Below are 14870 nucleotides of genomic sequence, written 5' to 3'. Positions count from 1 at the left end.
AAAAAGGGAATGATATGCCGAGCAAAGGTCGGTTGTCCGGCGCCGCTGGGCTGACCATACTCAGGGACGATTCCCTTTCCGCGGAGACCTCAGCATGAGCAAGGCCCTGTTGGAACGCCTCGGCGTTTCTGCCCAGCACTACACCCAAGGCGAGCACCGGGTGCATTCCCCCATCGATGGCAGCCAACTGGGCAGCGTCGCCCTGGAAAGCGCCGCCGAAGTGGAGCAGAAGATCTCCCGTGCCGAGCGCGCCTTCCAGGCCTGGCGCGCGGTACCGGCGCCGCGCCGGGGCGAACTGGTGCGGCTGCTGGGTGAAGAACTGCGCGCGCACAAGGCCGATCTCGGCGAACTAGTGTCCTGGGAAGCCGGCAAGATCACCCAGGAGGGCCTGGGCGAAGTCCAGGAGATGATCGACATCTGCGACTTCGCCGTTGGCCTGTCGCGCCAGCTCTATGGTCTGACCATCGCCTCCGAGCGTCCCGGTCACCACATGCGCGAATCCTGGCAGCCGCTGGGCGTGGTGGGCATCATCAGTGCCTTCAACTTCCCGGTGGCGGTCTGGTCGTGGAACGCTGCCCTGGCCCTGGTCTGCGGCAATCCGGTGATCTGGAAGCCTTCGGAAAAGACCCCGCTGACCGCCCTGGCCTGCCAGGCGCTGTTCGAGAAGGCCCTGGCGCGCTTTGGCGATGCCCCGGCCGATCTGAGTCAGGTCATCGTCGGTGATCGCGCCGCCGGTGAGGCTCTGGTGGACGATCCGCGGGTGGCGCTGGTGAGCGCCACGGGTAGCACCCGCATGGGTCGCGAGGTAGGACCGCGGGTTGCAGCGCGCTTCGGCCGCAGCATCCTTGAGCTGGGTGGCAACAATGCCATGATCCTCGCGCCGAGCGCCGATCTGGACATGGCGGTACGCGCCATCCTGTTCAGCGCCGTCGGTACCGCCGGCCAGCGCTGCACCACCCTGCGCCGGCTGATCGCCCACCGTTCGGTGAAGGACGAGATCGTCGCCCGGTTGAAGACCGCCTATGCCAAAGTCCGCATCGGCCATCCGCTGGAAGGCAACCTGATCGGTCCGCTGATCGATGCGGCCAGTTTCCAGGCCATGCAGGGTGCACTGGAACAGGCGCGTGGCGAGGGTGGTGTGGTCTACGGCGGCGAGCGTCAGCTGGCTGAGCAGTATCCCGAGGCCTACTACGTGGCGCCGGCCATCGTCGAGATGCCCGAGCAGAGCGAGGCGGTGCGCCATGAGACCTTCGCCCCCATCCTCTATGTGCTGATCTATGACGATTTCGACGAGGCGGTGGCGCTGAACAACGCCGTGCCCCAGGGCCTGTCGTCCTGCATCTTCACCACCGACGTGCGCGAGGCCGAGGCCTTCATGTCGGCGACCGGCAGCGACTGCGGCATCGCCAACGTCAACATCGGACCGAGCGGTGCCGAGATCGGTGGCGCCTTCGGTGGCGAGAAGGAAACCGGTGGCGGTCGCGAATCCGGCTCCGACGCCTGGAAGGCCTACATGCGCCGCCAGACCAACACCGTCAACTATTCCCGCGAACTGCCGCTGGCCCAGGGCATCGTCTTCGACTGAGTGGGTCCGCCAGGAGCGCAGAGAATGCAGTTGCGTGAAGAGTGCCTGTGGGAGCGGCTGTATCCGGCGGTGCCGGGGGCGTCGTTGCAGGGCGAGCGTGACACCGAGGTCTGCGTTATCGGCGGTGGCTATACCGGCCTGTCCACCGGCCTGCACCTGGCGCAGGCCGGGCGGCGGGTGGTGGTGCTGGAAGCCCATGGCGTCGGCCATGGCGGCTCCGGACGCAATGTCGGGCTGGTCAATGCCGGCATGTGGATCTCGCCGGACGAAGCCGTGGCGACCCTGGGGCCGGAGGTCGGAGAGCGCCTGCTGGGCGTGATGGGCGATGCGCCGAGTCAGGTATTCGGTCTCATCGAGCGCTATGGCATCGATTGCCAGCCGCGCCGCGCCGGCACCCTGCACATGGCGCACAGCGCCAAGGGCCTGGCCGATCTGGGGCAGCGTGCCGAGCAATGGCAGCGGCGCGGTGCCCGGGTCGAGCTGCTGGAAGGGGATGCCTGTTACAGCGCCTGCGGCACGCGCGACATCAGTGGCGCACTGCTCGATCATCGCGCTGGCACCCTGGTGCCCATGGGTTATGCCCTGGGCCTGGCCAGGGCGCTGCGTCAGGAAGGCGGCGAGCTGTTCGAGCGGAGCGCGGTACAGCGCCTGCAGCGGGTCGGCGAACGCTGGCAGGTGGAAACCCCACAGGGACGAGTCACCGCCGACCAGGTGGTGATCGCTTCCAATGCCTACACCGAAGGCGAGTGGACCACCCTGCGGACGCAATTCTTCCCGGGCTACTACTACCAGGTGGCCTCGCGGCCGCTCGGTCCGGAAGCGGATTTCATCCTGCCCAAGGGCCGTGGTTCCTGGGATACCCGGACGGTGCTCAGCAGCATCCGCCGCGATGCCGATGGCCGTCTGCTGCTAGGCAGTCTCGGCAACATGGCGGGGCGGCCGGCCGGCTTCATCCGCGCCTGGGCCGATCGTATCCAGCGACACTATTTCCCGGCGCTCGGGAAGGTCGAGTGGGAGTGCAACTGGACGGGCCGTATCGGCTTCACGCCCGATCATCTGATGCGACTGTTCGAGCCGGCGCCGGGGTTGCTGGCTGTGTCCGGCTACAACGGTCGCGGGGTGACCACGGGCACGGTGGTGGGGCAGGCCTTTGCCCGCTATCTGTGCAGTGGCGATCGCCACGACCTGCCGCTGCCCCTGGCGTCGCTGGATGCCAATCCGGTCGGCCAGTGGCGCAGTCTGATGTACGAAGCCGGCTTCACCCTCTATCACGCGGGGCAGTGCCTGCGCGTGGTGCTCTAGCGACCCCGCCATACCCGCTGTCACCGGCCCTCGGGCCAGGCGATAACGCCCCGAAGCGGCCGATTTGCGCATCTAGACCTGTGCAAGTCGGCCGCTTTTTCATGGCTGTTCATAACCGCCAGCAGGCTGAGAGAACGGCGGATTTCCCAGGGGCCTGAGGCCGCAGGATCATGGTTACTTTGGTGGCACAGTGTGGGGACGGTGTTACGTTTTGGTGCGAAACAGGTGCAACCGGGTTGCTATCTGGTAACAAACCGCTGCCTTTTGCCTGTTCCGCTGCTACCGCTTTGCAGAATTATCCAGACTAATGAGCCAGTTAAGACAAAAGTCTAAGGCGCAGTCGAGTCCACTGGCAGCAGCCCTCGCCGCCTGCAAACGAAGGTTTTGGCTCATCGCGGTGGCGGCAAATGGCCTTTGCGCCCGGTACACAGCTGGGTGATGGCACAGGCTTTGCTCCGGCGAACAGGCCAACCACCCTCTGGAGCACACCTCCCATGTCGAAGATTTACAGAAAAGGCATTCTGGCTCTCGCTATCGGTTCTGCGTTCACTCTCTCCTCCCTGGCGCATGCCGACATCGTGATCGGTGTCGCCGGTCCCTACACCGGGGCCAGTGCCGCCTATGGCGAGCAGTTCTGGAAGGGGGCTACCCAGGCCGCGGCGGACATCAACGCCGCCGGTGGCATCAATGGCGAGAAGATCAAGCTGGTGCAGGGCGACGACGCCTGCGAGCCCAAGCAGGCCGTGGCCGTGGCCAACCGCCTGGTGGACTCGGAGAAGGTCAAGGCCGTGATCGGCCACTTCTGCTCCTCCAACACCATGCCCGCCTCGGAGATCTACGACGAAGCCGGCATCATCTCCATCACCCCGGCGTCCACCAACCCCAAGATCACCGAGCGTGGCCTGACCGGCGTGTTCCGCATGTGCGGACGTGACGACCAGCAGGGCATCGTGGCCGGCGACTACATCGTCGATACCCTCAAGGCCAAGAAGGTCGCCATCATCCACGACAAGGACACCTACGGTCAGGGCCTGGCCGACGCCACCAAGGCGCAGCTCAACAAGCGCGGCGTGAAAGAGGTGCTCTACGAGGGTCTGACCCGCGGCGAGAAGGACTTCAACTCCCTGGTCACCAAGATCCGTGCCTCCGGCGCCGACGTGGTCTACTTCGGCGGCCTGCACCCCGAAGCCGGTCCGCTGGTACGCCAGATGCGCGAGCAGGGCGTGACCGCCAAGTTCGTCTCCGGCGACGGCATCGTCTCCGCCGACCTGGTCACCACCGCCGGTGGCGCCCAGTACACCAAGGGCGTGCTGATGACCTTCGGCGCCGACCCGCTGCAGAACCCCGCCGGCAAGACCGTGGTGGAAACCCTGCGCAAGTCCGGCTACGAGCCCGAGGGCTATACCCTCTACTCCTACGCCTCGCTGCAGGCCGTGGCCGCCGCCTTCAACGGCATCAAGGGCACCGACGGCGCCAAGGCCGCCGAGTGGCTGAAGTCCCACAGCGTCAACACCGTACTGGGTGAGAAGAGCTGGGACAGCAAGGGCGACCTCAAGGTCTCCGACTACGTGATGTACGAATGGGACGACAAGGGCAAGTACCACCAGCTGCCCTGATCCTCGCGTGAATCCGCCAGCCGCCACCTCGTCTCCGCCCCAGGACGAGGCGGTGGCTGGCGGCCCTCGTCATCCATCCAGCGCGAGACTGCAAACGTGGACGGTATCTTCCTGCAACAACTGGTCAACGGCCTGACCCTGGGCTCGGTCTACGGACTCATCGCCATCGGCTACACCATGGTCTATGGCATCATCGGCATGATCAACTTCGCCCACGGCGACGTGTATATGGTGTCGGCCTATCTCGCCGCCATCGGCATCGCCCTGCTGAGCGTGTTCGGCCTGCATTCCTTCCCGGTGCTGATCCTCGGCACCCTGATCTTTACCGTGGTGGTCACCTCCGTGTACGGCTGGGCCATCGAGCGCATCGCCTACAAGCCGCTGCGCAACTCCACGCGCCTGGCCCCGCTGATCTCGGCCATCGGCATGTCGCTGATCCTGCAGAACTACGTGCAGCTCGCCCAGGGCGCGCGCCAGCAGGGCGTACCGACGCTGCTCGACGGCGCCCTGCGCCTGCACATCGGCGAAGGCTTCGTGATCATCACCTACACCAAGATCTTCATCATCCTGGCCTCCATCATCGGCATGGGGCTGCTCACCTACGTGATCCAGAAGACCACCCTCGGTCGCATGTGCCGGGCCACCCAGCAGGATCGCAAGATGGCGCAGATCCTCGGCATCAACACCGACCGGGTGATCTCCTACGTCTTCATCATCGGCGCGGCCATGGCGGCGCTGGCCGGGGTGCTGATCACCCTCAACTACGGCACCTTCGACTTCTATGCCGGCTTCATCATCGGCATCAAGGCCTTTACCGCGGCGGTGCTCGGCGGCATCGGTTCGCTGCCCGGCGCCATGCTCGGCGGGATCATCCTCGGCATCTCCGAAGCCCAGTTCGCCAGCCTGGTGAACTCGGACTACAAGGACGTCTTCAGCTTTTCGCTGCTGGTGGCGATCCTGATCTTTAGGCCCCAGGGGCTGCTCGGCAAACCCCAGGTCACGAAGGTGTGAATCCATGAGTCAGACGTCTTCCTCCTTCGATCTCAAGGTCGTGCTGCGCGACACCTTCATGGTCGGCCTGGTCTCGCTGATCCTGTTCGGCCCCATCGTCGGCATCGTGCTCGACGGCTACGGCTACAACGTCCAACCCGGCCGCGTCGGCATCATGGTCGCGGTGGTCATGGCCGGTCGCTTCCTGCTCAGCCTGTTCGGCCAGACCGCCAAGGGCCGCGACTGGATCGAGTCCTTCAAGCGCAACGACGGTGGCGTCCACGTGCTGCCGCCGGGACACAAGTCCAACCTCAGATTCATCCTGCCCATCATCATCCTGGTGGCCATCGCCTTTCCCTTCCTGGCCACCAAGTACTGGCTGACGGTGATCATCCTCTGCCTGATCTACGTGCTGCTGGGCCTGGGCCTGAACATCGTGGTGGGCCTGGCCGGTCTGCTCGACCTCGGCTACGTCGGCTTCTATGCCATCGGCGCCTACGGCCTGGCGCTGGGTTACCAGTACCTCGGCCTGGGCTTCTGGACCATGCTGCCGCTCGCCGCGGTGCTGGCCGCGGTAGCGGGGGCGATACTGGGGTTCCCGGTGTTGCGCATGCACGGGGATTACCTGGCCATCGTCACCCTCGGCTTCGGCGAGATCATCCGCCTGGTGCTCAACAACTGGCTGGAAGTGACCAAGGGCCCCAACGGCATCGCCGCGCCTTCGCCGACCTTCTTCGGCATCGAATTCGGGCGTCGGGCGAAGGAGGGCGGAGTGCCCATCCATGAGCTGCTGGGCATCAGCTACAACCCCAACGCGACGATGATCTTCATTTACACCGTGCTGTTCCTGGTGGTGCTGCTGGTGCTCTACATCAAGCACCGCCTGACCCGCATGCCGGTCGGTCGCGCCTGGGAAGCCCTGCGCGAAGACGAGATCGCCTGCCGCGCCATGGGCCTGAACCATGTGCTGGTCAAGCTCTCGGCCTTCATGATCGGTGCCTCCACCGCCGGCCTGGCCGGGGTGTTCTTCGCCACCTACCAAGGCTTCATCAACCCGGCCTCGTTCAACTTCTTCGAGTCGGTGCTGGTGCTGGCCATCGTGGTGCTGGGCGGCCTGGGTTCCACCGTCGGGGTGGTGGTCTCGGCCTTCGTCATGACCCTGCTGTTCGAACTGCTGCGTGAATTCGGCGACATCCGCATGCTGGTGTTCGGCGTGCTCATGGTGGTGATGATGATGTGGCGGCCGCGTGGCCTGATCCGTATCGCCCGCAGTGGCTTCGCGATTCGCAAGGGAGTGGCGCCGTGAGCGACAACATTCTGACCGTAAAGGGTCTGGGCATGAGATTCGGCGGCATCAAGGCCCTCTCGGACGTGAGCTTCGAGATCCAGCGCCAGTCCATCACCGCGCTGATCGGCCCCAACGGCGCCGGCAAGACCACGGTGTTCAACTGCCTGACCGGCTTCTACAAGGCCACCGATGGCGAGATCCGCCTGGACACCGCTGACGGTCGCTCGACCCGCGTCGGCAAGATCATGGGCGAGCGCTTCCAGGCGGCCGACTTCGTCAATCCGGTGCAGTTCGGCAGCCGGCTCTGGTACAAGATGTTCGGCGGCACCCACCTGGTGAACCGCGCCGGTCTCGCCCGCACCTTCCAGAACATCCGCCTGTTCAAGGAGATGTCGGTGGTGGAGAACCTGCTGGTGGCGCAGCACATGCAGTGCAACCGCAACCTCATCACCGGCATCCTCAACACCCCTGGCTATCGCCGCGCCGAGGAAAAGGCGCTGGACACGGCCTTCTACTGGCTGGAGGTAGTGGACCTGGTGGATCACGCCAACCGCCTGGCCGGCGAACTCTCCTACGGTCAGCAGCGCCGTCTGGAAATCGCCCGCGCCATGTGTACCCGTCCGGAGATCGTCTGCCTGGACGAACCCGCCGCCGGCCTCAACCCGGCCGAGACCGAAGCCCTGGCCGGGATGATCCGCCTGTTGCGCGACCAGCACCGCATCACCGTGGTGCTGATCGAGCACGACATGGGCATGGTGATGAACATCTCCGACCACATCGTGGTGCTGGATCATGGCCAGGTCATCGCCCGTGGCCTGCCAGCCGACATCCGCAACGATCCCAAGGTCATCGCCGCCTACCTCGGCGCCGAAGAAGAGGAGGTGGCATGACCACGCCGATCCTGGAATTTCGCAACGTCGACGTCTTCTACGGGCCGATCCAGGCCCTGAAGAGCGTCTCCCTGTCCATCAACGAAGGCGAGACGGTGAGCCTGATCGGCTCCAATGGCGCCGGCAAGTCCACCCTGCTGATGTCCATCTTCAGCCAGCCCCAGGCGCGCAATGGGCAGATCCTCTACCGGGGCGAGGACATCACCCGCAAGAACGCCCACTACGTGGCCTCCAACGGCATCGCCCAGTCGCCGGAGGGGCGCCATGTGTTCCCTGACATGACGGTCGAGGAGAATCTGCTGATGGGCACCATCCCCATCGGCACCCGCTGGGTGGACGAGGACATGCAGCGCATGTTCGAGCTCTTCCCGCGCCTCAAGGAGCGCCGCAACCAGCGCGCCATGACCATGTCCGGCGGCGAGCAGCAGATGCTGGCCATCGCCCGGGCGCTGATGGCGCGACCCAAGCTGCTGCTGCTCGACGAGCCCAGCCTGGGCCTGGCGCCCATCGTGGTGAAGCAGATCTTCCAGATCCTGCGCGAGCTGGCGCAGAGCGGCATGACCATCTTCCTGGTAGAGCAGAACGCCAACCATGCCCTGCGCCTGTCCGACCGTGCCTATGTGATGGTCACCGGCGAGATCCGCATGAGCGGCAGTGGCCAGGAATTGCTGGCCAATCCCCAGGTGCGCGAAGCCTACCTGGGCGGCCACTAGCGGTGGCGGCGGTCCGCGGTCGCTGTCTGGTCGCGGGCCAGGCCCGGGGACGCCTGGCCTGGGCGCCCCTGGGTCTGAGTTTCTGGGGTGGCGTCGATCCGGCCAGCGGCCGGGTGATCGATCGCCACCATCCCCTGCACGGCCTGGAACTGGCCGGACGCATCCTCGCCATTCCCAGCGGTCGTGGTTCCTGCACCGGCAGCGCCGTGCTGCTGGAGCTGTTGCTGGCGGGCCGCGGGCCGGCAGCCTTGCTGCTGGCCGAGCCGGACGAGATCCTCAGCCTGGGTGCCATCGTCGCGGAAGAACTCTTCGGTCGCTCCCTGCCGGTCGTCAGCCTGGGCGCCGAGGCCTTCGCGGCCCTCGCCGGGCAGGACGAGATCGCGGTAAACGATGGCTGGGTCGGCGCGCCCGGAGAGCGCTTTCCCGGCACCGCTACCGAAGCCCCTGCCGCTTTGCAGCTCAGCGCGACCGACCGAGCCAAGCTGGCGGGCGCCGAGGGCCAGGCCGTGCAGGCGGCGATGAAGATCCTGGTGCGCATGGCGCACCTGCAGGGCGCTCGCGAATTGCTCGACATCACCCAGGCCCATATCGACGGCTGCATCTACACCGGCCCGGCCAGCCTGGCCTTCGCCCAGCGACTGGTGGAGTGGGGCGGTCGAGTACGGGTGCCCACCAGCCTCAATGCGGTATCGGTGGATCAGCGTCGCTGGCGCGCGCAGGGCGTGGATCCAGCGTTGGGCGAACCGGCCAGCGCCCTGGCCGAGGCCTATGTGGCCCTGGGCTGCCGTCCCACCTTCACCTGTGCGCCCTATCTGCTGGACAGCGCCCCGATCCTGGGCGAGCAGGTGGTCTGGGCCGAATCCAATGCCGTGGTCTTCGCCAACAGCGTGCTGGGGGCGCGTACCCAGAAGTACGCCGACTTCCTCGATATCTGCACCGCCCTGACCGGTCGAGCACCCCTGGCCGGCTGCCATCTGGACAGCGGCCGCCGCGCGGGCAAGGTCTTCCGGATCAGCGTACCCGAGGGTCATGACGACGCCTTCTATCCGCTGCTCGGCTACTGCATCGGCCTGCGTTCGCCCACCCGGATCCCCGCGGTGCTCGGGCTGGAACAGGCCCAGCCCAGCCGCGACGAGCTCAAGGCCTTTGGCGCCGCCTTCGCCACCACCTCGGCGGCGCCGCTGTTCCATCTGGTCGGGGTGACGCCCGAGGCGCCGATCCTGGCCGCGGTCGCGGCGCCCGAGCTGGAGGTCGAGGACATAGATCTGGCGGACCTGCGCCAGGCCTGGGCCGAACTGGACAGCGCCGCTGCGCGTGAGGTGCAGCTGGTGGCCCTGGGCAATCCACATTTTTCCGCCGAGGAATGCCAGCGCCTGGCCGAGCTCTGCCGCGGCCGGCAGCGGCATCCCGCGGTGGCCCTGGTGATCACCCTGGGGCGAGACGTGCGCGCCGCGGCCGAACGGGCCGGTAGCCTGGCCGAGCTGGAAGCCTTCGGCGCCCAGCTGGTAGGGGACACCTGCTGGTGCATGCTCGGCGAGCCCTTGGTGCCGCCCGCGGCCCGTACCCTGCTGACCAATTCCGGCAAGTTCGCCCACTACGGCCCGGGCCTTACCGGTCGCGAGCTGCGCTTCGCCGGCCTCGCCGCCTGTGTCGAGGCGGCCTGCACCGGACTGGCGCCGGCCGAGCCGCCCGCCTGGCTGGTCCGCGCGGACTTATCCACCTGAAGCCCGGTCCGAGTTCTGTACAGGAATTCCGTGGATCGTCCTGTGGATAAGCTTGGCATAGCCGGGCGTGAGGCCCAGCGCACCTGGCCTGGCGGAAACTGTTCAAAAATTCGCCAGTTCGCGGAAAACCGTGCAATTCCAAGGCGTTATAACTGATCCGCTGGATTCCCGGTGATCTGAGTATTCGCCTGACCAATGACCCTGAGCTATCGTGGGCCTCGGCCAAACTCCCTCGCAGAAGGAATCTTTCATGTCTTCGATCTTCATCACCGGCGCCACCTCCGGCTTCGGCGCCGCCACTGCCCGCCGCTTCGCCAAGGACGCCTGGTCGATCGTCATCACCGGCCGCCGCGAGGATCGCCTGCACGCCCTGGCCGAGGAACTGTCCGGCCAGGCCAAGGTGCTGCCGCTGGTGCTGGACGTCCAGGATCGCGCGGCCGTGGAAGCCGCGGTCGCCGGCCTGCCGGAGGAATTCAACCAGTTGCGCGCCTTGGTCAACAATGCCGGTCTGGCGCTGGGCAACACGCCGGCGCAGAGCTGCGACCTGGACGACTGGGACACCATGGTCGATACCAACATCAAGGGCATGCTCTATTGCACCCGTCTGCTGTTGCCGCGACTGATCGCCCATGGCGCCGGCGCCGGCATCGTCAACCTGGGCTCGGTCGCGGGTGACTATCCCTATCCGGGCAGCCACGTCTATGGCGCCACCAAGGCCTTCCTCAAGCAGTTCAGCCTGAGCCTGAGATCCGACCTGCTCGGTACCGGGGTGCGGGTGACCAACATCGAGCCCGGGCTGTCGGAAAGCGAGTTCTCGGTGGTGCGCTTCGGTGGCGACAAGGCCAAGGCCGATGCCGTCTATGCCGGAACCGAGCCCCTGACGCCGGACGACATCGCCGAATCCATCCACTGGACGCTGAACCAGCCCAGGCACGTCAACATCAACCGCATCCAGTTGATGGCGACCTGCCAGGCGTTCAACAACTTCAACATCCACCGCCAGAGTTAAGGGCGCTCGCTAGAGCACCTTCACTGCCCGGCCGATGAACTGGATCGGCCCGGTGGGTCGGCCGGTGGGCGAGCCGCCCTGGTCTTCCAGGGTGAGTTCGAACAACTGGTTGGCTTCCAGCGGCGGCAGCCGGTCCAGCGGTACCTGCAGAGTACGCCCAGGCTGGACCAGACCCAGAGATACCGGGCCCTGCCAGGCATCGGCCTTGGTCCAGAATTGCAGGGTCTTGCCGCTCGGCACGGCATCGCGCCCCAGCGGAATCAACTGCAGGTCATGGGCGCTGGCAGTCTGGATCACCCAGCCGGGCGTGCGATCGCTGGGCGCCGCCAGCACCACCAGGTAGCTTGGCGTGGGTACCGGGCGCAGCAGTAGCAGCACCGCGAGCACCAGACTGGCGGCCAGCCCTGCCGCACTCAGACCCTGCCAGAGCGCCAGCCGTTGCCACAGCGACTCGCGCCGGATGACGACCCGGGTGTCGGCCTCACCCAGACTGCGCTCGATGCGCGGCCAGAGATTCGCGCCGGGCTCGACGGGTGGCACCCGCTCGGCCAGCGGCTGCAGGCGCGCCTCCCAGCGCGCCACGGCGGCGGCCAGCAGGGCGTCCGTCGCCAGCGCAGACTCCACGCGACGACGCTCTTCGGCGTCCAGGGTACCGAGCACGTATTCGCCGGCCAGGCGTTCGCGTTCTTCGTCCGGGGGCAGGGTGGCGTCGCTGTTCATGTCATGCACTCCCTGAGCGCCTTGAGACCACGCGTGATCCAGCTCTTCACCGTACCCAGGGGTGCCTGCAGGCGCTGGGCGATCTCGCCATGGGAGCAGCCGTCCAGGTAGGCGGCCAGGATGGCCTCCCGCCGCGGTGCTTCCAGGTTCTGCAGGCAGCCCTCCAGGCGGCGACCGTCGGCCTCTCGCGCCGGATCGGCAGACTCGGCCAGGGGTTCCCAGCCGTCCGCCAGGGGCACGAGGCGCTGCCGATCGCGCAAGGCGTTGAGCGCCAGGTTGCGGGCCACGCTGCACATCCAGCCGCGGGCCGAACCGCGCTCCTGGGCGAACCCGGCGGCGCCGCGCCAGATGCGCAGAAAGGCATCGTGGAGGATGTCCTCGGCCAGCCCGCGATCGCGTACCAGGCGCAGGACGATACCCAGCAACAGCGGCGCCTCGTTCTGATAGAGGCGCTGCAGGGCGGCGCGCTCGCCCCGGGCACAGGCGGCGAGCAGGGTGGCTGGATCAGGGGAACGTTCGGTCACGAGGGCGCGCGCCAGGCTGGGGACGCCAGGGTGGCGACCGGATCGGCCGAGCCTAGCCGATCCGCTCCTGGCTGTCCCCTGGACCTCAGCCCTTCTTCCAGAACAGATAGTCGGCCTGGTAGTTCACGGTCTGCTGTTCGCCCTTGTTGGCCGAGGTGCAGGCCTTGGCCGGCGCGACACCACCCTTGAGCGCGGTGCGCTGGATGTAGGTGGTGCCCTGGAAGGCGCCCTTGCCCTCGGCGGGCGCGGCCTCCACCAGCTGATAGGGCAGGTTGCCGGCGCCGGCGGGAGCGATGGCCAGTTGCTTGCCGACCACCTTGGAGCCGTCGGCGGCTTCCCAGGTGGCCGGCGGACCGTAGTAGCGCCCCACCTGCTTGCCCTGGCGATCATGCAGGTCGGCCTTGGGGCCGACAAAGAACCACTCGGTCTGGCCGGGCATGTCCTTCTTGTCGCGGCATTCGTAGACGATGGTGCCCTTGCCCACGGTTTCCAGCATCAGGCTGTTGCCGGCGGGCACGCGGACGGCCTCGGGCAACTCGCCCTGGGCCAGCAGCGGGGTGCTCAGCAGGGCGGTCAGGACCAGGATGCTGCAACGGCTGGAGGTGTTGTTCATGCGCTTGCTCCGGATTGAGAGGGGGCACAGTCGGCTGGACTGTAGGGGCTATACCCGGCAGCCGGCGTTTTGGATGCAGCTGTCATGAAAAATCTTCAATTCAGCGGCATAGTCGCGACCGCCTCATCGCCGAACCGCTCTGTCCTGGGGTTCCTGTCAGCCTGCCGTCAGCCTGGTTTCAGCGATCCCTAAGGTTGTTCGGCGATAGTGGTGCCGAGGCGCGAGCCCGTCCTTCCCAGCCTGCCGGAGTCCTGCCGCGTGTCGTCCATCCCGAGTCTGGCGCGCCTGCGCCTGGAAAGTCTGGCGCTGTGTCTGCTGGCGGTGCCCCTGTTCACCCTGGGGTTGTGGGAGCAGCCCTTCATTGGCTTCGACGGCCGCTTCGCACTCTTCGCCCAGGAGATGTTTCGCCACGGGGCCAGTGCCTTCCCGACCAGCTACGGACAGCCCTATCCGGACTATCCCGCCACTTCGACGCTGCTGATAGACGTCTTCGCCCAGCTGTTCGGCGAGGTCAATCGCCTGGCCACGGTGATTCCCACCGCGCTGGCCTCGGCGGCCATCGTCGGTCTGCTCTATCGTCTGCTGGCCGAACGGTCCCGCGCCTGGGGCCTGCTGGCAGTGCTGGTGCTGCTGCTCACCAACGGTTTCCTGGCCAAGGCCCGTTCGATCTGCCTCGATCAGTTCGTCACCCTGGCGGCGCTGGGCTGCTTCTATCTGCTGTGGAGCGCCGACCAGCGCGGCCTGTCCCGGCGGCGCGGCCTGGTGTTCCTGTGCATGGCCGCCGGCTTCGCCGTGCGCGGACCGCTGGGGTTGATCGAGCCCTGTGGCGTGGTCTGTGTCTACTGGCTGGTGCAAGGTGACTGGCGGCGCAGCTTCGGCTACGGGCTGGTGGGCGCCGTGGTGCTGGCGCTGTGCTGCGCCCTGCTGTTCGGCCTGGCCTGGCGTACCGGCGGCCCAGTCTTCGTCGAGGACGTGCTGCGCATGCAGGTTTCCGGGCGGCTGGACGACACCGACGGCGCCGGCTATCCCTGGTGGTACTTCCTGCAACTGGGGCTCTATCGCTATGCGCCGGCCTTTCCCCTGGCACTGCTGGCCTTGCCGACGCTGAGGCACCACTGGCGACTGCGCCAGACCCAGGCGGACAGCCGCCTGCTGCTCCAGCTGGCCGGCTTCGCCACGCTGATCCTGGTGGCCCTGTCGATACCCACCTTCAAGAAGCCCTATTACATCCTGCCGGCCATCCCGGCCTGCGCCGCCCTCGGCGCCTGGGTGCTGCTGCAGGGGCAGGGTGCCCTGGCCTGGGTACGGCGGCTGTTCCTGCCGCTGCTGGTGATCTTTCCGCTGGTGCTCGGGGTGCTGGTCAAGCTGCAGCAACCCAAGCTGCAGGCCGCGGGCTGGTGGCCTGAACTGGATCTGCGCTTCCTGCTGGGCGCCTTCGCCATCCTGACGCTGTTCGCCCTGGTGGCCGCCTGGCGCGAGCGCGGCGCCTTCCGCCTGGGCATGCCCCTGGCCGCGGCAGCCCTGGCGCAATGGCTGCTGGTGGTGCTGGCACTGGATCCGATGCAGGCGCTGCGCTACGACACCCGCGCCTTCGTTACCCGCCTGGAAAGTCTGCGCCAGGGGGAGCCCGGGCAACTGGTGTTCCTTGGCCTGGGCCAGGACACCAAGGCCTTTCGCTACCTGATGAATCTGGACTACGACGTGCCCCTGCCGACCTTCCTCGATATCGGCCAGGCGGCGCAGCTCGCCCAGGTCGCCCGACCCGCCTATGTGCTGCTCGACGCCGACAGCCAGGCGGCCCTGGCCGGCACTCCGCTGGCCAGCCGCCGACCGGTATTGGAAGGCCGCTTCAACGACAACCGCTGGCAGGCCTACTACCTGCCCTGAGGCCGCTGT

Annotated in this window: 13 protein-coding genes; 10 read left to right on the top strand and 3 right to left on the bottom strand. The window is 66.8% G+C overall.

The features are described 5' to 3' along the window. The first annotated feature begins 94 nt into the window (after window positions 1-94). The 9 genes from AABM56_RS20600 (at window position 95) to AABM56_RS20560 (ending at window position 11117) form a co-directional block, all read left to right on the top strand. Window positions 95-1585, top strand: coding sequence for an aldehyde dehydrogenase family protein (locus tag AABM56_RS20600; RefSeq protein ID WP_133863052.1), 1491 nt, complete (start codon window positions 95-97; stop codon window positions 1583-1585). A gap of 24 nt (window positions 1586-1609) precedes the next feature. Continuing rightward, on the top strand, window positions 1610-2887 hold the full coding sequence (locus AABM56_RS20595) for an FAD-binding oxidoreductase (protein WP_263259638.1): 1278 nt from the start codon (window positions 1610-1612) through the stop codon (window positions 2885-2887). Window positions 2888-3381: 494 nt separating this feature from the next. Then, entirely contained in the window at window positions 3382-4503 is a 1122-nt protein-coding gene (locus AABM56_RS20590; protein ID WP_058792644.1) for a branched-chain amino acid ABC transporter substrate-binding protein, read from the top strand. A gap of 96 nt (window positions 4504-4599) precedes the next feature. Next, the gene (locus AABM56_RS20585) at window positions 4600-5514 is read left to right on the top strand and encodes a branched-chain amino acid ABC transporter permease (RefSeq protein ID WP_007162639.1); all 915 of its coding nucleotides are present in this window, start codon (window positions 4600-4602) and stop codon (window positions 5512-5514) included. Window positions 5515-5518: 4 nt separating this feature from the next. Next, the gene (gene livM, locus AABM56_RS20580) at window positions 5519-6799 is read left to right on the top strand and encodes a high-affinity branched-chain amino acid ABC transporter permease LivM (protein ID WP_133863054.1); all 1281 of its coding nucleotides are present in this window, start codon (window positions 5519-5521) and stop codon (window positions 6797-6799) included. Continuing rightward, window positions 6796-7671 (top strand): ABC transporter ATP-binding protein, encoded by an 876-nt coding sequence (locus tag AABM56_RS20575; protein WP_133863055.1) that lies wholly within the window; start codon window positions 6796-6798, stop codon window positions 7669-7671. The genes livM and AABM56_RS20575 overlap by 4 nt, the downstream gene beginning before the upstream one ends. Then, a complete protein-coding gene (locus AABM56_RS20570) occupies window positions 7668-8384 on the top strand; it encodes an ABC transporter ATP-binding protein (protein ID WP_007162636.1) in 717 nt (238 codons plus the stop codon). The genes AABM56_RS20575 and AABM56_RS20570 overlap by 4 nt, the downstream gene beginning before the upstream one ends. 2 nt (window positions 8385-8386) lie before the next feature. Beyond that, window positions 8387-10108, top strand: coding sequence for an aconitase family protein (locus AABM56_RS20565; protein WP_133863056.1), 1722 nt, complete (start codon window positions 8387-8389; stop codon window positions 10106-10108). A gap of 250 nt (window positions 10109-10358) precedes the next feature. Then, a complete protein-coding gene (locus AABM56_RS20560; RefSeq protein ID WP_133863057.1) occupies window positions 10359-11117 on the top strand; it encodes an SDR family oxidoreductase in 759 nt (252 codons plus the stop codon). 9 nt (window positions 11118-11126) lie between these two features. On the opposite strand, the gene AABM56_RS20555 is transcribed toward AABM56_RS20560, so the two are convergent. From AABM56_RS20555 to AABM56_RS20545, 3 genes are all read right to left on the bottom strand, one after another. Next, entirely contained in the window at window positions 11127-11837 is a 711-nt protein-coding gene (locus AABM56_RS20555) for an anti-sigma factor (RefSeq protein WP_133863058.1), read from the bottom strand. Further along, entirely contained in the window at window positions 11834-12361 is a 528-nt protein-coding gene (locus tag AABM56_RS20550) for a sigma-70 family RNA polymerase sigma factor (protein WP_133863059.1), read from the bottom strand. Before AABM56_RS20550 ends, AABM56_RS20555 begins: the two co-directional genes overlap by 4 nt. A gap of 85 nt (window positions 12362-12446) precedes the next feature. After that, a complete protein-coding gene (locus tag AABM56_RS20545) occupies window positions 12447-12974 on the bottom strand; it encodes a DUF3455 domain-containing protein (RefSeq protein WP_059313387.1) in 528 nt (175 codons plus the stop codon). A gap of 258 nt (window positions 12975-13232) precedes the next feature. Here AABM56_RS20545 and AABM56_RS20540 point away from each other — a divergent pair, with 258 nt between their 5' ends. Further along, window positions 13233-14861 (top strand): glycosyltransferase family 39 protein, encoded by a 1629-nt coding sequence (locus tag AABM56_RS20540; RefSeq protein WP_166655945.1) that lies wholly within the window; start codon window positions 13233-13235, stop codon window positions 14859-14861. Window positions 14862-14870: the final 9 nt, after the last annotated feature.

Origin of the sequence: Pseudomonas aestiva (assembly GCF_039908605.1) — a bacterium.
GTDB classification, from domain to species: Bacteria; Pseudomonadota; Gammaproteobacteria; order Pseudomonadales; family Pseudomonadaceae; genus Chryseomonas; species Chryseomonas aestiva.
This window is presented reverse-complemented; position numbering and strand designations above follow the sequence as displayed.